Here is a 19198-nt window from a genome sequence, read left to right on the forward strand (position 1 = left end):
CGGCCCAAGCACGGCAAAGCAATGCCGGACAACCGAGGAGGAACGAACACAATGCTGAACCGCCGAGCCGTTCTCGCCGCCGGGCTTGCGATGCCCGCCATCGCGCATGCGCAGGGCTGGCCTAATAGGCCGCTGACCGTCATCGTGCCGTGGGCCGCCGGCGGCGGGGCCGATACGGTCACGCGCATCATCGCCGCCGGCATCGAGCAGGAACTTCGCCAGACGGTGAACGTCGTCAACCGCACGGGCGGAAACGGCGTGGTCGGCCATTCCGCGATCGCGACCGCGCCGGCCGATGGCTACACGATCGGCACGGGCACATCCGAGTTCGTAAATTTCCGCCTGCTCGGCCAGGCCGATCTCGGGCCGAACAGCTTCGACCTGATCTCGCGCATTTCCTTGATCCCCGCCGGTGTGACGGTGAAGGCGGACGGGCCGTGGCGCGACTTCGCTGCCTTTGCTGCGGCGCTGAAGGAAGGCCGCAAGGGGCAGTACACGGGCTCCGGCGTCGGCACGGGCGGTGCGTGGCATCTCGCCGCGGCCGGCATGACGAAGGCGATGGGCCTTCCGGCCGACCAGATCCGCTGGATCCCGAGCCAGGGCGGCGCGCCCGCGCTGCAGGACCTCGTCGCTGGCGGGGTGAGCGTCTTCACCGGCTCGCCGGTCGAGGCGAAGGCGCTCGCCGATGCGGGCCAGGTCCGCGTCGTCGCCGTGATGGGAAGCGAGCGGATGGCGGCCTACCCCGACGCGCCGACCCTGAAGGAGCTCGGCATCGACTGGACGTTCGAGAACTGGTTCGCCTTCCTTGCGCCGAGGAACATTCCCGCCCCCGTGCGCGCGCAGCTTGTCGAGGCGCTGCAGAAGGCGCATGCGCGGCCGGAGGTGCGCCGCGCGATGGCCGACCGCGGCATCGTGCCGATCTGGGAAACATCCGAGCAGTTCGCCACCTTCGCCTCGCGGGTGTCTGACACCGCCGGCGGGCTGCTGCGCGAGCTCGGCCTTGCGCGCAGCTGAGGCAGTCTCCCCAGGATGACGGTGATGCGCGACGACGAGCTGCCGATCATCGACGCGCATCACCATTTCTGGGACCTCCAACATAACCCGCACCCGTGGCTCCGCGACGAGCCGCCCATTCCGTTCCGCTACGGCGACTATTCGGCACTGCGTGGCCGGAACTTCCTGCCCCCCGAATACGATGCCGTGGCCTCCGGTCACCGCGTGGTGGCGACGGTGACGATGGAAGGCGAATGGGACCCCGCCGACGCGCTGGGCGAGGGCCGCTGGATGGCCGACCTCGCGGCGCGCACCGGCCGGCCGGCGGCGCATGTCGCACAGGCCTGGCTCGACCGTGACGACGTCGAGGCGGTGCTCGCGGCGAGCGCGGCGATCCCGCTCGTCCGGGCCGTGCGCCACAAGCCGCGCGCAGCGCCAACTCCTGACAGGGTCGAGCGTGGTGCGGCGGGAAGCATGGGAGACCCGCGTTGGCGGCGAGGCTATGCACTGCTGGCGAAGCGCGACCTGCATTTCGAGCTGCAGACGCCCTGGTGGCATCTCGACGAGGCGCTCGCGCTGATCGAAGCCCACCCCGACGTGCCCGTCGTGCTGAACCACACCGGCCTTCCGGCTGACCGAAGCGACGAAGGGCTCGCCGGCTGGCGCGCGGCGATGCGCCGTTTCGCCTCGGCAACGCAGGCGAGCGTGAAGATCTCGGGCCTCGGGCTTCGCGGCCGGCCTTGGCGCATCGAGGACAACCGCGCGATCATCCGCGAGACGATCGGGATATTCGGCGCGAGGCGCTGCCTCTTCGCCTCCAACTTCCCGGTCGACGGCCTGTGCGGCACCTTCGACACGATCTATCGCGGGTTCAAGGAGGCGACGGCCGACCTGCCGGTCGCCGACAGGCTCGCCCTGTTCCACGACAACGCCATCAGGATCTACCGCCTCGCCCTGCCGCTCGCGGCGGAGGCGGCGAGGCCCAGAGGAGAGACACGACCGTGAGCGACCACACGCCGCCGAAGGGAACGCTGCGCAGCCGAGCCTGGTTCGCGCGCAACGACAAGATGGGCTTCTACTATCGCTCCTGGCTGCGTAACCGCGGCCTGCCGAATGACCAATTCGACGGCCGCCCCGTCATCGGCATCTGCAACACCTGGTCGGAGCTCACGCCCTGCAACGGGCATTTCCGGGTGATCGCCGAGCATGTGCGCCACGGCATCCTCGAGGCCGGCGGCTACCCGCTCGAGTTCCCGGTGTTCTCGCTCGGCGAGACCCAGCTTCGCCCGACCGCGATGCTCTACCGCAACCTCGCCTCGATGGATGTGGAGGAGGCGCTTCGCGCAAACCCGCTCGACGGCGTGGTGCTGCTGATGGGCTGCGACAAGACCACGCCCGCGCTCCTTATGGGCGCCTCGAGCGTCGACCTGCCGACGATCGGCGTCTCCGGCGGCCCGATGCTGAACGGGTGGTATCGCGGCCAGAAGATCGGCTCGGGCACCAACACGATCTCGATGAGCGAGCAGCTCCGGGCCGGCGAGATCACGCTCGAGGAGTTCTACGAGGCCGAGGGGGCGATGTCGCGGTCGGCTGGGCACTGCATGACCATGGGCACGGCCTCCACCATGGCCTCGATGGTCGAGGCGCTCGGTATCGGCCTGCCGCAGAACGCCGCGATCCCGGCGGCTGACGCGCGCAGGAACGAGCTCGCGCGCCTCGCAGGCCGGCGCATCGTCCAGATGGTGAAGGACGATATCCGCCTCTCCTCGATCCTCACGCGGAAGGCGATCGAGAATGCGATCCGCACGCTGGCTGCGATCGGCGGCAGCACCAATGCCGTGGTGCACCTCCTCGCCATCGCCGGGCGCATCGGCGTCGAGCTCACGCTCGAGGATTTCGACAAGCTGGCGAGCGGCGTGCACTGCCTCGTCAATCTCCGCCCATCGGGCGAGCACCTGATGGAGGATTTCTACTACGCCGGTGGATTGCCGGTGGTGCTGCGCGAGCTCGTCGAGCGCGGGTTGATCCACGGCGATGCGATGACGGCGAACGGCCGCACGATCGCGGAGAACGTGGCGAAGGCCGAGTGCTACAACCGGGATGTCATCCGCACCTACGACGCGCCCTTCAAGCCCGAGGCGGGCATCGCGATCCTCCGCGGCAATCTCTGCCCGGGCGGCGCGGTCATCAAGCCGTCGGCTGCCTCGCCGCACCTGATGAAGCACACCGGCCGGGCTGTCGTGTTCGAGAGCATCGAGGACCTGCACGAGCGCATCAACGACGAGGCGCTCGACATCGACGCCGACAACGTCATGGTGCTGAAGAATTGCGGGCCGAAGGGGTATCCGGGCATGGCTGAGGTCGGCAACATGCCGCTTCCGCCGAAGCTTCTGCGCGCCGGCGTGAAGGACATGATCCGCATCTCCGATGCGCGCATGTCGGGAACGGCCTATGGCACCGTCGTGCTGCACGTCGTGCCGGAGGCGGCGGCGGGCGGGCCGCTCGCGCTCGTCAGGAACGGCGACCTGATCACGCTCGACGTGCCCGCGCGGTCGCTGCATCTGCACGTCGAGGAGGCCGAGCTCGCTTCGCGCCGCGCCGCCTGGGTGCCGCCGCCCGAGGCAGCCTCCCGCGGCTATACGAAGCTCTACATCGACCATGTCCTGCAGGCCGACAAGGGCGCGGATTTCGACTTCCTGCAGGGCTCCTCCGGCGCGCCCGTCGCGCGCGACAACCACTGAGGCACCAATGCCGTCACGACGCTACACGGGCATCTTCCCCGTCGTTCCCACCACCTTCACCGACAATGGCGCGCTTGACCTCGAAAGCCAGATGCGCGCGGTCGACTTCATGATCGATGCAGGCTCGAACGGGCTTGCCATCCTCGCCAACTTCTCCGAGCAGTTCGTGCTGTCGGATGAGGAGCGCGAGGTGCTGACGCGCGCGATTATGAAGCACGTCGCCGGCCGCGTTCCGGTGATCGTGACGACGACGCACTTCTCCTCCCGCGTCTGCGCCGAGCGAAGCCGCCGCGCCGAGGGCGAGGGGGCGGCGATGGTCATGGTGATGCCGCCCTATCATGGCGCGACGATCCGCGCAGGCGAGAGCGCCATCCGCGGCTTCTTCCAGACCGTGTCGGATGCGATCTCGATCCCCATCATGATCCAGGACGCGCCTGTTGCCGGCACGCCTCTGCCCGCGCCCTTCCTGGCCCAGATGGCGCGCGAGATCGCGCAGGTAGCCTACTTCAAGATCGAGGTGCGTGGCGCGGCGACGAAGCTGCGCGACCTGATCCGCCTCGGCGGCGAGGCGATCGAGGGGCCGTGGGACGGCGAGGAAGGCATCACCCTGCTCGCCGATCTCGATGCGGGCGCGACCGGCTCGATGACCGGCGGCGGCTTCCCCGACGGAATGCGCACGATCTTCGACCCGTTCCACGCCGGAGACCGCGAGGGAGCGGTCGCCGCCTATGCGCGCTGGCTGCCCCTGATCAATGTCGAGAACCGCCAGTGCGGGCTTCTCGCGGCCAAGGCGCTGATGAAGGAGGGCGGCGTGATCGCCTGCGACGCACCCCGCCACCCGCTCGCGCCGCTGACGCCGGAGGTGAGGGCCGGGCTGCTCGATGCCGCGCGGCGGCTCGACCCGCTGGTGCTTCGCTGGGGCCGCTGATGGGCGGCGTGCTGCGCCGCGGCATGAGTAGTGGGTTCCGGTTCTTTTCTTGACCTCAATGATCTGTGTCACTCGCGTCGGTTGCGTGCGGTGCTACCTTCTGGCGTGTCTTCCGGGAACGACACGACCAACGAAGGGAGAACACCATGGCGCGCAAGCCGACGACGCCTGCAATAGGCGCGACCGCTGCCACGACCAGGCCGCCCACCGCCACGCTGTCCAACGCCAATCCCGCGCTCGAGCGGATTCCGGCCGTCACCAAGTCAGTGGATCCGGACAAGGTTCCCCTGGGCGAGATCGCCGCGACGCGGCTCGCCAGGCTTTCGGGTGTCCCTGCGAAGGAGCTGATCAAGCGCCCCCTCGCTGAGCTCTCCGATGCGTTGCGCTTCCGGCTCGACTCGCAGCTTCTCCTGTTCCGGCGCGTGTGCGGCCGCGTCGTCAAGCGCGGGCCGGACGGCACGATGCTTCCCGTTCCGTTCGCCACCGTCCATGTCGAAGACACCGACTGCTCGCTGCTCGGATGGTTCCCGAAAGGATTTCCCTGGGGCTGGTACTTTCCGCTGCGGTGCAGGCGCGAGGTGATCGCGACCGTCAAGACCGATGCCTGCGGTCGCTTCTGCGTCTGGGTTCCGCGCTTCGACATCGACTGGCTTTTGCGCTGGCGCGCCCAGCGGGTCTGCTTCGACGTGATCTTCGAGCGGCCATCTCTCGCCGACCTGCTCGACGATCTCTCTGGCATACGCCCGCCGGAACGGATCCCCGAGCGCATTCCCGGGCCGATCCCCGATCCGCCACCGCTCCTGCGCGATGGCGGGTTCGCCATGCGCCGTGCCGAGCAGCTTCTCGGGCGGGAAACAGCCGAGCTGCTCGCACAGGCCGAGCGGGCGAAGACGGCCGGCGCACCCATTGCGAAGATCACCCAGTCGCTCTCGGCAATGCGTGTCAATGCCGCCCCGCCGATGCCGCAGGCGTCGGGCGATCCGCACGAGGAGGCGAAGGCGTTGCGGTCGGCGTCGTTCAGGCCACCGGCGACGCTCGGTCTCTCCGACGAGCTGATCAAGCAGTTCCGGCCTGATCGCTGGATCGGGCCGTTCCGCCGGTGCCATACCGTGCTGCTGCCGGAATGGGTTCCTGTCATCGACGTGCCCGACATCACCTTCCGCGTGACGCAGGATGTCGACAATGACGGCTCGGAGGAGGTGATCTACAGCGAGGGGTTCTTCGATGTGCGGTGGAACGCCGGCGCGATCCCCGACGTGACGCTGGAGGCGAGTTCCATCGCCGTCGCGGGCGTGTCGTGCGATGCGCCGGACATCGTCTGCGGCAACGTGCCGGCCGTCACCTTCGCCGGGCTGATGCCTGTGCTCGACCCGGCGGCGCCCGCCACGCCCTACCACGATGCGGTGACGGGATATGCCAAGCGTCCGAACCGGCCACGCAATTCTGGCCTCGATCCGTTGCGGCCGGGCGACGTGCCGCAGGAGCCGGGCGATGCGCCCTATTGCCGCACGCTGCAGCTCTACGGGTGCATCGAGCTCGCCAACGTCGAGAACTACCGGCTGCTCTATCGCCAGAATGGTGGGCCGCAGGTGCCGTTCACGGGGCTCACCTGGCCGCTCCATCGCATTGTCGGCGGGGCTCTGCAGACGGTATGGCAGGCGGCCGATGCAGCCGGCTGGTATCCCATCCGCCGCGTGGCAGATGGCTGGCATCCCGCGCGGCTTCTGCTCAACTGGCCGACGACCGGCTTCGCCAACGGGCTCTACGAGGTGACGCTGCAGACGGGCGACGCCGCCAAGGCGGTGCTGCAGACGGCAAGCCCCGTGGGGTTCCGCATCGACAACAGTGCGCCGAGCGCGCAGTTCCTGTCGCTGCGCTGGCGGACGATCGGCGGCGCCTGGAGCCCGCCGATGGAACTCGTCTGCCCCGTGATCCGGCGCCCGGCCGGCGCCGATATCGAGATCGAGGTCGGGTGGATGGCCTCGGCGACGCATCTCCGCTCCGCGTTCCTTCGCGGCGGCGGGTGCGGTTCCGGCACCGCGCCCGTGCTCGTTTCGGCGGAGGATACGGCCGAACGCTGGCACACCACGCCGCTCGACAACGCGGTGGTGCGCACGGCGGTGTTCCGCCTGGCCGGAACGGAGCTCCGCGGGTCACCGCCGGTTCCTGTGCCCGTGCAGGGAGCGTTCTCGTTCTCGCTCGATGTCGCCACCCGCGCCTTCAATCCCTCTGGTGGCGATGGCGGGTTCGAGGCCGACTGGTTCTACGATCCGGTCTGGGTCCATATCGTCCCGTCCCTGCCGGTTGCCGTCGTGAATACCTGATCCATCGTGGGGCCGGCCGCCGCGCCGGCCCCACGAGTTCGCCTGTGGCGGCGGCACGGTGATTGCTACGCTGTCGGCAGCGAAACCAGTGTCATGGGGGAGCCATGCTGACGCCGTTCCGAACGTTCCTGGCGCTTGCGGCTGCAACCGCGGTCGCTTCGCCGTCCTTCGCCCAGGCGCCGATCCCGCTTCGCGTGACAGGCAATTTCAGCCAGAACGTGAAGCATGTCGACGGTATCGAGCGGCCGTTCTTCACGGGGCTCTCTGCGGCCTCCGGCGTGCCGCTCGCCGTCACCTACAACCCGATGGACGTGCTCGGCATCCAGGCGGCGGACGCGTTGCGCCACCTCCGCTCCGGCGCGTTCGACGTCATGAGCGTCCAGATCGGCATGGTCGCGCGCGACGATCCGTTCTTCGAGGGGCTCGACCTCATCGGCGTCTCGACGAACATGGACGACCTGCGCAAGGCGGTCGACGCGTATCGCGAGGCGTTCGACCGGCGGCTCCAGGAGCGTTTTGGCGCGAAGGTGGTCACGCTCTGGCCGTTCGGGCCGCAGATCATCTACTGCGCCGCGCCCATCCGCTCGGTCGATGACCTGCGCGGGCAGAAGGTCCGCTCCTTCACGCCAACCATGTCGGCCCTGCTGCAGCATCTCGGCGCGACGCCGGTGACGCTCCAGTTCTCCGAGGTCTACTCCGCGCTGCAGCGTGGCGTAGCGACCTGCGCGATTACCTCGGCCACCTCGGGCAACACAGGCAACTGGCCGGAAGTGACGACGCATATCCTGCCGCTCGGCCTATCCGGCTCGGTGCAGGGGCACTTCATCACGCTCGCCGCCTGGCGGCGGTTCAGCCCCGAGCAGCAGGCCGCGCTCACCCGTGAGTTCAAGCGGATGGAAGACCAGATGTGGGAGCTTGCTGCCAACGCGAACGGCGATGCGCTCTCCTGCTCGACGGGCGGGGACTGCCGCGACCACAAGCGCTTCACCAACACGCTCGTCACCGTGAGCGCGGCCGACCAGCAGAAGGTGAACGCGGCCGTCAGCGCGGTCATCCTGCCGAGCTGGCGTGACACCTGCAACCGCGTCTGGAACCAGTGCACCCAGGTGTGGAACAGCACGGTGGGCGCCGCGCGCGGCTTCACGATCAACTGACGCGGTCCGCTTCTCGCTCCGGTTCGGCGCGCCTCAGTCGGGCGGCAGGTCAGCAGGCCTGCCGCCCCTTGATTTCGCGGCCTTGGCGAGGAGCTGGGCAGCCTGCTCAACGAAGCGGCACGGCAACCGCGGCAGAAGATCAGTTGAACGCCCGGTTCGGCAGCCAAAGGGCGATGCCCGGAAAGGCGATCAGGGCGAGCGTGAGTGCGACGAGCATGGCGAGGAACGGAAGCGTTCCGACGATGACGTTCTTGATCGACCCGCCGCTGCGCACGCCCTGGACGACGTAGAGGTTCATCCCGACCGGAGGGGTGATGAGCGCGAGCTCGCACATCATCACGAGGAAGATGCCGAACCACACCGGATCGATGCCGTAGGCCGAGACGATCGGGAACACGATCGGGATGGTGCCGACCATCATTGAGAGCGTCTCGAGGAAGCAGCCGAGCACCAGGTAGAACGCGAACAGGGCGAAGAGGAACTCGGTCTGCCCGAGGCCGAGGGAGGTGACGAAGCTCGTCAGCGCCTGCGGCACGCCGAGGATGCCGAGGACGAAGTTGAGGTAGAAGGCCGCGGCGACGATGAGAAGGATCATCGAGGTCACCGTTACCGTCGTCTCGAAGCAGTCGAGCAGCGCGGAGAGGGTGAGGCGACGATAGGCGAGCGCGAGGCAGAGGGCGGCGATCACGCCGACGGCCGCGCTTTCGGTCGGCGTCGCCCAGCCGGCATAGATGCTGCCCATGACGACGACGAAGAGCGCGACGGGCGGGGCGAGGTCGGCCAGGGCGCGAAGCCTCTCGCCGAGCGGCCGTGTCGCTTCCCGCCCGCCTGCCAAGGCGGGGCGGAGGATGCAGAGGGCGGCGGTGACGGCCATGAACAGCCCCGTCAGCACGAGGCCGGGAACCACCCCCGCGGCATAGAGGCGTCCGACGGAGGTGTTCGTCATCGCGCCGTAGATAATCATGTTGATCGACGGCGGGATGAGGATGCCGAGCGTCGCGCCGCCGGCAATGGTTCCGAGCACGAGGCGCTGGTCGTAGCGCCGGTCAGCGAAGGCGGGCAGGGCGACGGTGCCGATCGTCGCCGCCGTCGCGACCGAGGAGCCGGACACGGCGGCGAATAGGGCAGAGGCGCCGATATTGGTGTGCAGAAGCCCTCCCGGCAGAGGCCCGAGCCAGACGGCGAGGGCGCGGTACATCCGCTCCGTCACGCCGCCCTTCACCAGCAACTCGCCCATCAGCACGAACAGCGGGACGGCGAGAAGGGTGAAGCTGTCCGTCGCGCCCCAGAGCTGGATGCCGAAGGCGTTGATCGAGGGCCAGCCGAGATAGAGCCCGGCGCCGAGGAGCCCAACGAGCGCCATGGCGACGGCGACATGCACGCCGGCGGCGAGCAGGCCGAGCATGATCGCGAAGCCGACCGCGGCCTCGCTGATGCCGAACCCGGTCATGGCGCGCGCGTGGGCAGCGTCCTGCCCGTTTCCGCGGCGATTTCCTCTGCAACGGTCGGCGGCCCGTACCACCGGTTCACTTTGGCGAACGAACCCGACAGGAGAAGCAGGAGCGCGTGAAGCGCGAGCAGCGCAGCGACCGCGGCGAAGAGGGCGAGCCCAGCCATCCACGCGCCCTGGGGAATCCAGAGCGGAACCTGGAGCGGGCTGTTGGAGACCGACATGAAGTCGATGCTGTCGGCGAGCTCGTGCCAGCCGCGCCAGGCCGCGAAGGCTGCAAGCGCTGCCATGCCGAGCGCCGCGCCGGCATTGGCGAGCGCGCGGAGCGGACCGGGCAACGCCTGCAGGAACAGCTCGATGCGCGTGTGGCGGCGCGTGGCGAGCGCATGAGCGAAGCCGAACGCGGCAAGGGCGGCGCAGGTGTAGCCGCCGATCTCGTCCGTCCCCTGCAACGACACGCCGAGATAGCGCCGCGCCACGATGTCTGCGCAGACGAGCAGGCTGTAGCCGAGCAGCCAGGCACCACAGACGAGCGCAAACACACGTGTCACAGGCGAGACGCGCCGCGAAAGCGGATTGTCGGATGTCGTCATCGAACCATTCTCCGCATCCGGCCCAGCAACATCGATGCCACGGCTCGCGGGATCAGTCGTAGGACACCATCGAGGCCGCGACGGCACGGTCATAGCCAAGGCTCGCGAGCAGCAGCTGCCGCGTATACGCCTCGCGCGGCTCTCCGCGGCGCAGTGCGGCCACCGCCATCTCCTCGACGATCGCGCCGCGGTTCATCACCGCCAGCCTGTCGCACATATGGGCGATCACCGCGAGGTTGTGGCTGACGAGGAGCATCGTCAGCCCCCGCTCGCGCCTCAGGCGATGGAGCAGGTTGAGGATCTCGGCCTGCACGCTGACATCCAGCGCCGAGGTCGGCTCGTCGAGCAGCAGCACAGAGGGTTCGAGCATCAGGGCGCGCGCGATCGCCACGCGCTGGCGCTGGCCGCCCGAGAGCTGGTTCGGATAGCGGAACCGGAAGCCGGGCCCGAGCCCGACTGCCATCAGCGCCTGCTCCACCCGCCGCGACGCATCGCCGATCCCATGGATTGCGAGCGGCTCGGCGAGCGTGCGGTCAACCGTGTGGCGTGGATGCAGCGAGGCGTAGGGGTCCTGGAACACCATCTGCGCGATCCGCGGCAGCCGCCGGTCGCCGGAGGCGACGTCGAGGCCGGAGATGGTCGCGGTTCCTTGCCAGTCCTGGTTCAGCCCCGCGAGCACGCGCAGGACGGTCGACTTGCCCGAGCCGCTTTCCCCAACAAGCCCGAAGCTCTCGCCGGGCGCCACAGAGAAGGACACGCCGCGCACCGCGTGCACCGCCTGCGATCCCCGACCGAACCGGACGGAGAGGTCGCGCACCGTGACGGAACCGTCGCCGCTCATCCGTCGCGCCAGGCGGGATCGCGCGAGAGGGTCGGCAGCTCGGCGCGCTCATCGTCGATGCGCGGCAGGCTCTGCAGCAGGCCGCGCGTGTAGGGGTGCGTCGCGCCGGCGAGGTCGCGCGCGTTGCGCTCCTCGACGACGCGCCCGGCATACATCACCAGCACGCGGTCGCAGAAGCTCGAGACGAGATCGAGATCGTGGCTGATGAAGATCAGCCCCATGCCGCGGCGGGCCACGAGATCGTCGAGGATCGCGAGGACCTGCATCTGCACCGTCACGTCGAGCGCTGAGGTCGGCTCGTCCGCGATCAGGAGGTCGGGCTCGGGCACGAGCATCATCGCGATCATGATGCGCTGGCCCATCCCGCCCGAGACCTCGTGCGGATAGAGGCCGAACACGCGCTCCGGGTCGCGGATGCGCACCGCCTCGAGCATCGCGAGCGCCCGCCGCCGTGCCTCTGCGGCCGAGACGCCGCCATGGATGCGGGCTGCCTCTGCGATCTGCTCGCCGACGCGCATGACCGGATTGAGGGAGTATTTCGGGTCCTGCAGCACGAGCCCGATCCGGCTGCCTCGAAGCGCACGAAGCGTGCGCGTCGGCGCCGACAGGAGGTCGGTGCCGTCGAAGGTGAGGCGGCGGGCGGAGAGCGCAGCGTTCGCCGGAAGCAGCCGCAGGATCGACCGGCCGGTGAGCGACTTGCCCGAGCCGCTTTCCCCGACGATTCCGAGACGTTCACGGCCGAGGCTGAATGACACGCCGCGCACCGCGTCGAACGGCCCTGTCGGGGTGGGGAAGGAGACGCGCAGGTCCTCGATCTCGAGAAGCGGGGTCATCGCGCCTGCCTCGGGTCGAGCACGTCGCGCAGCCCATCGCCGAGCAGGTTGAAGGCAAGCGAGACGACGAAGATCGCAAGGCCCGGGATGGTGGCGACCCACCACTGGTCGAGGATGTAGCGGCGCCCGGCCGAGACCATCGCGCCCCATTCGGCCATGGGTGGCTGCGCACCGAGGCCGAGGAAGCCCAGGCCCGCGGCGGTGAGGATGATGCCGGCCATGTCGAGCGTGACGCGCACGGTGAGCGAGGAGATGCAGAGCGGCATCACGTGCCGGAACAGGATGCGCGCGGTGCCCGCACCCTGGATCTGGGCGGCGGCGATGAAGTCGCTCTTGCGGACGGTGAGCGTCTCTGCGCGCGCGATCCGCGCATAGGGCGGCCAGGAGGTCAGCGCGATCGCGATCACCGCGTTCTCGATCCCGGGCCCGAGCGCGGCGACGAAGGCGAGCGCGAGGATGAGACTCGGGAAGGCGAGGAACACATCGGTCAGGCGCATCAGCACGGCATCGACCGCGCCGCCGAGATAGCCCGCTGCCGTGCCGACGATGAGGCCGATCGGCGCGGCGATGAGCGCGACAAGCGCGACGATGTAGAGGGTGACGCGCGCGCCGATGATGACGCGCGAGAGGATGTCGCGTCCGAACTCGTCGGTGCCGAGGAGATGGCCCATCGCGCCGGGAGGCAGAAGCCTCTGCGCGAGGTTCTGCCGATAGGGATCGTGCGTGACCAGCCAAGGCGCGAGCAGCGCGACCACAACGAGGCCGAGCACAATGACCAGCCCGACCAGCGCGAGGCGGTTGGCCTTGAACTGAAGCCAGCCGCGATAGAGGCGGCCAAGCGCGGCCTCCCGCCCCGAGGCAGGCGTGTCGGAGAGAAGCCGCGCGCGCCAGCCCACCACGCCGCTCATCGCGCCCTCGGGTCGAGCAGCTTGTAGAGAAGGTCAGACAGAAGGTTGATGCCGACGAAGACGAGCCCGACAACGATCGTGCCGCCGAGCACGGCGTTCATGTCCGCGGCGAGAAGCGCCGTCGTCAGGTAGCGGCCGAGGCCAGGCCAGGCGAAGACCGTTTCGGTCAGCACCGCGCCTTCGAGCAGCCGGGCGTAGGAAAGCGCGATCACGGTGACGAGCTGCACGGCGATGTTGCGCATCGCATGCACCCACACGACGCGCGCCTCCGACATGCCCTTGGCGCGCGCGGTCACCACGTATTCCTGCGACAGCTGCTCGAGCATGAAGGAGCGCGTCATGCGCGCGATATAGGCGACGGAGAAATACCCGAGCACGGCGGAGGGCAGGATCACGTGGCCAAGCGCGTTGCGGAACACCTCCCATTCTCCCGCGAGCGCCGAATCGATCAGGATCACGCCGGTGACGTCGTCGACGATGCCCTCGAAGAACACGCCGAGCCGCCCAGGCCCCTCAACCCAGCCGAGGATTCCGTAGAACACCAGGAGGCCGACGATGCCGAGCCAGAAGATCGGCACCGAATAGCCGACGAGCCCGATGACGCGAACGATCTGGTCCGGCCAGCGGTCCTGCCAGACCGCACCGGCGATGCCCATCGGAACGCCGAGCGCGACGCCGATGATGGTTGCGAGCGTCGCGAGCTCGAGCGTTGCGGGAAAGACGCGTGCGATATCCTCCGTCACCGGCCGGTTGGTGACGAGGGAGGTTCCGAAATCGCCGCGCAGGACCTGGCCGACATAGATCGCGAACTGCGTCCAGAGCGGCTGGTCGAGCCCGAGCTCGCGCCGCACCGCCTCGTAGACGTCGCGGGGCGCCTGGTCCCCGACCACCGCGAGAACGGGGTCGATCGGCACGACGCGGCCGATGAAGAAGGTGACCGCGAGCAGGCCGAGAAGCGTCAGCGTGACCTGCAGGGCGAAGGACGCGAGGCGGGAGGCTCCGCGGGCTGCGCGGCCGTCTCCCAGCCCGCCGGCGGCGAGCGCCATCGCTAGGTTTTCGCGGCCAGCCAGTAGATTGCCGAAAGTCCCGGAGAGCTCGCCATGTAGCCGCTGAGGTTGGCGCGCGCCGCCACCTGCACCTGCTGCTGCGCGAAGACGAGGAACGGCGAGGAGCCCAGGAACTCCTCCTGGATGCGCCGGTAGAGGGCCGCGCGCGCATTGCCGTCACGCTCGAGCATCGCGGCATCGGTCTGCTGCGTCAGCCCGGGGATGTCCCACGCGTTGCGCCAGGCGAGCTTGCCCGGGTTCGCTTGGCCAGGCGGGTTGCTCGTGAAGCTGTCGGCGTTGTAGTGCGGATCGGGGTAGCCCAGGCCCCAGATTCCGATGAAGAGCTGGTGGTTGCGCGCGCGGTATTTCGCGAGCACCTGCGCGCCCGTTGCCGGCAGCACCTCGAGCCGCACGCCGCCTTGCGCGAAGCTCGCCTGCATCGCCTGGGCGCAGTCGAGCGAGGGGAAGGAGTTCGCGGTGTCGATCGTGAGCGAGATCCCGTTCGCGTGCCCGGCTTCCGCGAGCAGCCGCTTCGCGCGCTCGGGGTCGAAGCGGTAGGGGCGGCTGTCGAGCTCGCCGAGGATGGCGCGGGGGATGAAGGTCTGGTGCGGGAAAACCTGGCCGGGAAGCAGGTTGTTGGCGATCGCGTCGTAGTCGATCAAGGACTTGAGCGCCTCGATCACCTTCGGGTTCGAGAGCGTGGGGTCGCTCATGTTGGCGCAGACATACTGGATCGTGCCGCGCGGGAACTCGCCGATGGTGATGCCCGACCGGCCCCGCAGCGCTGCGATATCGGTGGGGGTGAGGTTGCGCGCGACATCGACGTCGCCCCGCTCGAGCAGCAGCCGCTGCGTCGCCGCTTCCGGAACGTGGCGGACGATCACGCGCTGCATCACCGCGCGGCCGCGCCACCAAGCGTCGTTCCGTTCGAGCATGTAGCTCTCGTTCGGCTGGTAGCGCGTCAGCCGGAACGCGCCGGAGGCGGCGCTGTTGCGATTCAGCCAGGCATTGCCCAGATCCTCGCCGGCATTCTGCTGCACGAGCTTCTGGTCGACGACCGAGGCGATGGTCGCGGTGAAGAGGTTCTGGATCAGCGTCGGCGCATAGGCCTTGTCGAAGGTGACCTGCACCTCGAAATCGCCGCTCTTGCGGATCGTCGCTTCGGCGTTCTCCCGTGTCAGGCCGACACTTCGGTACATGAAGGCAGGCGTGCGGTTGATCAGAAGCGGCCGGCGGAGCGAGAAGACGACGTCATCGGCCGTCAGCGTGTTGCCGGAGTGGAAGCGGACGCCCTGGCGAATGCGCAGGGTGAAGGTGCGGCCGTCGTCGGAGACCGTGAAGCCTTCGCAGAGCCCGGGCTGGAGCGAGGCGCTCGGTGCGGTGGGGTCGAGCGCGAAAAGCTGGTCATAGACGTTCTTGAGAAGGTCGCTCCCCGTCACCTCGAAGGACTGGTGCGGGTCGAGCGCGACGAGGTCGTCGATCTGCGCGGCGATCACCAGTGCCGTGCGCGGCGTCTGGGCCGCGGCCCGCGTCAGGGGCAGGGCGGCGGAACCGAGGGCGGCACCGCCCGTCAGGATCAGGGCGCGCTTGCCGAGGCGAGGGGACATCGTGATGCTCCTTGGGGTTTCCGGCATGTTCTGGAGGCATGCCGGTACCGCTGTCAACGAGCACGCCGGGTATTCACCGGCTTCGGCCGCGGCCTCCCGCCGCACGCTTCGGGCGGGCCGCGCCCCGCGCCTTGGCCGGCTGCCTCGGGGCCGGCTTGGGCTTGGACTTGGCGGCGTTGGGCGACGCCTTCCGCACCGGCGCCTTGCCCGCCTGCGGCTTCCCGCCTGCTCCGGCGAGGCTTCGCTTCAGCGCGTCCATGAGGTCGACGACGTTGCCCCTTTCCTCCGGCTCGGGATCATCGGGGTCGATGCCGGTGCCCTCGATCTTCGCCTCGATGATCTCGCGCAGCCGCGCCTCGTAGCGATCCTCGAGGTCGGCCGGTTCGTACTTGCTCGTCTGGCGCTCGATGAGCTCCGTCGCGAGCTTCACCATCGCGGCGTCGGGCTTGCCGGCAGGCACGGCGGAGAAGGCCTCGTCGATGTCGGCGATGTCGTCCGCCTCATGCAGCGTGTGCAGGACGAGCCCGCGCTCATGGGCGACGATCGCAACCGTCCTCTCTCGCCGCGAGAGCACGATGCGCGACAGGGCGATCGTTCCCGACCGCGCGATCGCCTCCCGAAGCACGGCATAGACATCCTCGCCCGTGTCGCCGTCAGGCACGATGAGGTAGGCCGTGTCGAAGTGGAGCGCGTCAATCGACCCGGACGGAACGAACTTGCCGATCGCGAGCGTGCTCGAGCTCTCGATGCGTGCGCTGTCGAAATCCTCCTCCGTCATCAGGATGTAGTGGTCCTTCTTGAACTCGTAGCCACGCACGAGCTCGCCACGCTCGACCTCCTCGCCGGTCTCTGCGTCGAGCGTGACCATCCGGACGCGATTGTTCGTCTCCGGGTTGATCAGGTTGAAGTGGATGTTGTTGCGCTCGTGCCGCGCGGCGAGCAGCGCCACGGGGCAGGATACGAGGGCGAGGCGCAGGTGGCCCCGCCAGATTGGCCTCGGTGCCATCAGCCTCTCCTTCGCCTGTCTTTCGGCAGCTTCGTTCGTGCCGCCTCGAACCCGGCCCAGGGATCCTTCCGCTGCGCAGCGATCCGAGCCGGTACCGTTTCGATCGTGAAGCGCTGTGGGTCGAGCCGTGCGGTGACTTCGCGCCAGGCAAGCGGCGTGGCGACGGTTGCGCCGGGACGGCCGCGCGGCGAGTAGCTCGCGATCGCCGTCGCGCCGCGGCCGTTGCGCAGCCAGTCGATCAGGATCCGGCCCTTGCGCTTCGCCTTGGAGACGGTCGCGACGAAGCGTTCTGGCTCTGCATCGACGAGCGTCGTCGCGAACATCCTTGCGAAATGCTTGGCCCGCTCCCACTCGGCGTCGGGGGCAAGAGGCACCACAAGGTGCAGCCCCTTGCCTCCTGTCGTACGGCAGAATGGCTCAAGCTTCAGCGCGGCAAGGTGCTTGCGCAGGTGCTGCGCGGCGGCAACGACCTCCTTGAAGGCCACGCCTTCGCCCGGGTCAAGGTCGAACACCAGGCGGTCGGGCCTGTCGGGGTCTGCCTCGGTGGCGCCCCAGGCGTGCAGTTCGATCGCGGACAGCTGCGCACAAGCAACGAGGCCGGAGGCATCGTCTATCGCGAGATAGGGGTCGCCCTTCGTCTTTGCCGCGCGGATCTGCCGCGGCTGGCCTGGCATGGCGTGCTTCTGGAAGAAGCTCTCGCCGTCGATGCCTTCCGGAAACCGCGTCATCGCAAGCGGCCGACCGGCAAGCTCCGGCAACGCACGATCGGCGACGGCGAGCCAGTATCTCGCGAGGTCCTGCTTGGTGATGCCGGGCCAGAGGACCCGGTTCGGGTGCGTCATGCGCACGCCTTCGATGCGTGTCTCGCGGCCACGCGGCGCGCGCGCAACGATGAACGACGATGCGGCCGCCTTGGGCTGCTTCGCCGCGGGTGAGGCGGCGCGGGATGTGCGGGCGCCAGTCCTGCTTGTCGCTGTCGCGGGAGGGGTCATCACGACCTCGCTTGTCTCCTTGTCGAGGCGCTCTCCAAGGAACACGGCATGCCTCAGCCTGCCGGCCTCGGTCCATCCACCGTAGCGGATCTCGACGACGAGGCGAGGGTCGACCCACCGGATCTTCTGCTCCGGCTGCGGCCCGTCGACGACGAGGTCCTTGGGGCGTGTCGCGCGCGTCTTGCGAAGCGCCGCGGCGAGGCGCTGCAGCGCTGCGTCATCGAAACCCGTGCCGACGCCGCCCGCGTAGCGCAACCGCCGCTCGGGGTCGTTGTAGGCGAGGTGGAGCGCGCCGAGCCCGACGCGCGAGCCGGCAGGCGGCGTCCACCCGACCACAACGAACTCGTCCCGGCCGACGCATTTCAGCTTCAGCCAGGTCTGCGTCCGCCCGGCTGTGGAAGGCGCATCGGCGCGCTTGCTGATGATGCCCTCGAGGCCGAGCGCGCAGGCCTCGCGCCGGGCCGCCTCCGCATCGGCCTCGAGATGATCGGAGAAGTGCAGCGGCCCGGAGCGAGGCAGCACCGACTTCAGCACCCGCTTCCTTTCATCGAGCCGACAGGACGCGAGGCTGTGTCCATCGACGTGCAGAAGGTCGAACACCTTGTAGGCGAGCCCTTCCGGCCGGCCGTCGGCGATGCGTTGCTGCAGGGTGCCGAACCGGCTGAGGCCGCTTTCATCGAGCGCCACAAGCTCGCCGTCAAATACCAGCTTGCGGCCGAGCGCGGTGACGGAGGCGGCGAGCCTGGGGAGCTTCGCTGTCCAATCGAGGCCCGAGCGCGTCAGCAGTCTCGTGGCGGTACCGGTGGAGACGGCGAGGAGCCGGTATCCGTCGAACTTGATCTCGTGCAGCCACTCCGCCCCCGTCGGCGGAACCTCCACGGCGGTGGCGAGCTGCGGCTTTGGGCGGGAGGGCAAGGCAGCACGGCGCGCGGCGCGCGGAAGCGCGGGCGCAGCGTCCGGCGATGGCGTCTTGGCCTTGCGCTCACCCCCTTCGCGCTCCTTGATGAGCAGCCAGTTCTCTCCCCGCTCTCGCGGGCGCGGCTTGAGCCGCACGAGAACGAAGCCACCCTGCAGTCGCTCGCCGAACAGGCGAAACTTCAGCTCGCCCTGTGCGAGCCCCGCTTCGGCGTCGTCGACGGGCTCCCACAGACCGCCGTCCCACCGTTCGACGACACCGGCGCCATAGTTCCCCTCCGGAATGGTTCCTTCGAACGTCGCATAGGAAAGGGGATGGTCTTCGGTGCGGACGGCGAGGCGCTTGAGGCCTGCCGTCATCGCCGGGCCCTTCGGCACCGCCCAGCTCCACAGAACGTCGCCGTGCTGAAGGCGAAAGTCCCAGTGCAGGCGGCGCGCGTGGTGCTTCTGCACGACGAACAAGGGACGCGATCGTCCGGCCTCGGAACTGCGTCCCGGGGCCGGCTCGGGCGTCTCGCTGAACCTGCGCTTCGCCGCGTAGGTGGCGATGCTCGTGTCCTGCGCGGTGCCGCTTGGGCGCCGCTCGGCGGCGCGCATCATCTGTCTCCGAGTGGTCGCCGCCGCGTGTGTGGGGCCGCGGAGGGCGCCCCACACCGGGCGCGGTCAGCGAACCGGGTTGTTGTCCGGCGGGTTCAGCCGCGTCTCGGGGTTCGACCACACAGGCCTGCCGAGGTTCACGTCGCTCGGATCGGTCGTCGCACCGGTCACCGCGCCGGCTGCGCCGCCGACGACGCCGCCCACCACTACGCCCGCCGGGCCCGCAAGCGCGCCAACGCCCGCGCCGGCCGCCGCACCCGTCGCCGCGCC

16 protein-coding genes are annotated in these 19198 nt (G+C 69.1%); 6 read left to right on the forward strand and 10 right to left on the reverse strand.

The annotated features are described in order from the left end of the window. Positions 1-51 precede the first annotated feature (51 nt). The 6 genes from FIF60_RS07360 to FIF60_RS07385 all read left to right on the forward strand — a co-directional run bounded on the left by FIF60_RS07360 (position 52) and on the right by FIF60_RS07385 (position 8140). Complete coding sequence (locus FIF60_RS07360) at positions 52-1014, forward strand: Bug family tripartite tricarboxylate transporter substrate binding protein (RefSeq protein ID WP_158639107.1); 963 nt, start codon at positions 52-54, stop codon at positions 1012-1014. 24 nt (positions 1015-1038) lie between these two features. Further along, the gene (locus tag FIF60_RS07365) at positions 1039-1998 is read left to right on the forward strand and encodes an amidohydrolase family protein (protein WP_239451533.1); all 960 of its coding nucleotides are present in this window, start codon (positions 1039-1041) and stop codon (positions 1996-1998) included. Beyond that, entirely contained in the window at positions 1995-3734 is a 1740-nt protein-coding gene (locus FIF60_RS07370; RefSeq protein ID WP_144185395.1) for an IlvD/Edd family dehydratase, read from the forward strand. The genes FIF60_RS07365 and FIF60_RS07370 overlap by 4 nt, the downstream gene beginning before the upstream one ends. 7 nt (positions 3735-3741) lie before the next feature. Next, a complete protein-coding gene (locus FIF60_RS07375) occupies positions 3742-4662 on the forward strand; it encodes a dihydrodipicolinate synthase family protein (protein WP_144185397.1) in 921 nt (306 codons plus the stop codon). 146 nt (positions 4663-4808) lie between these two features. Continuing rightward, a complete protein-coding gene (locus FIF60_RS07380; protein ID WP_144185399.1) occupies positions 4809-6986 on the forward strand; it encodes a hypothetical protein in 2178 nt (725 codons plus the stop codon). Positions 6987-7090: 104 nt separating this feature from the next. Then, positions 7091-8140 carry a TRAP transporter substrate-binding protein gene (locus FIF60_RS07385; RefSeq protein ID WP_144185401.1) on the forward strand — a complete coding sequence of 350 codons (1050 nt, stop codon included), beginning with the start codon at positions 7091-7093 and terminating at the stop codon, positions 8138-8140. A 139-nt stretch (positions 8141-8279) separates the two neighbouring features. Here the strand turns inward: FIF60_RS07385 and FIF60_RS07390 are convergent, their stop codons facing one another. From FIF60_RS07390 to FIF60_RS07435, 10 genes are all read right to left on the reverse strand, one after another. Further along, a complete protein-coding gene (locus FIF60_RS07390) occupies positions 8280-9590 on the reverse strand; it encodes a TRAP transporter large permease (protein ID WP_144185403.1) in 1311 nt (436 codons plus the stop codon). Then, a complete protein-coding gene (locus FIF60_RS07395) occupies positions 9587-10183 on the reverse strand; it encodes a TRAP transporter small permease subunit (protein WP_144185405.1) in 597 nt (198 codons plus the stop codon). Before FIF60_RS07395 ends, FIF60_RS07390 begins: the two co-directional genes overlap by 4 nt. A 52-nt stretch (positions 10184-10235) precedes the next feature. After that, positions 10236-11024: an ABC transporter ATP-binding protein gene (locus FIF60_RS07400; protein WP_144185407.1), complete on the reverse strand. Its 789-nt coding sequence runs from the start codon at positions 11022-11024 to the stop codon at positions 10236-10238. Next, entirely contained in the window at positions 11021-11857 is an 837-nt protein-coding gene (locus FIF60_RS07405; RefSeq protein ID WP_144185409.1) for an ABC transporter ATP-binding protein, read from the reverse strand. Before FIF60_RS07405 ends, FIF60_RS07400 begins: the two co-directional genes overlap by 4 nt. Next, positions 11854-12765, reverse strand: a complete 912-nt coding sequence (gene nikC, locus FIF60_RS07410; RefSeq protein ID WP_144185411.1) for a nickel transporter permease — start codon at positions 12763-12765, stop codon at positions 11854-11856. Before nikC ends, FIF60_RS07405 begins: the two co-directional genes overlap by 4 nt. Beyond that, entirely contained in the window at positions 12762-13811 is a 1050-nt protein-coding gene (locus FIF60_RS07415) for an ABC transporter permease (RefSeq protein ID WP_144185413.1), read from the reverse strand. Before FIF60_RS07415 ends, nikC begins: the two co-directional genes overlap by 4 nt. A gap of 2 nt (positions 13812-13813) precedes the next feature. Then, entirely contained in the window at positions 13814-15418 is a 1605-nt protein-coding gene (locus FIF60_RS07420; protein WP_158639108.1) for an ABC transporter substrate-binding protein, read from the reverse strand. 73 nt (positions 15419-15491) lie between these two features. Further along, complete coding sequence (gene ku / locus FIF60_RS07425) at positions 15492-16424, reverse strand: non-homologous end joining protein Ku (protein WP_144185417.1); 933 nt, start codon at positions 16422-16424, stop codon at positions 15492-15494. Beyond that, positions 16424-18931 (reverse strand): DNA ligase D, encoded by a 2508-nt coding sequence (gene ligD, locus FIF60_RS07430; RefSeq protein WP_144185419.1) that lies wholly within the window; start codon positions 18929-18931, stop codon positions 16424-16426. The genes ku and ligD overlap by 1 nt, the downstream gene beginning before the upstream one ends. A gap of 63 nt (positions 18932-18994) precedes the next feature. Then, the coding region (locus FIF60_RS07435; RefSeq protein WP_144185421.1) for a hypothetical protein at positions 18995-19198 on the reverse strand (204 nt) is incomplete at its 5' end.

Source organism: Elioraea rosea (assembly GCF_007644105.1).
Taxonomy (GTDB): Bacteria; Pseudomonadota; Alphaproteobacteria; order Acetobacterales; family Acetobacteraceae; genus Elioraea_A; species Elioraea_A rosea.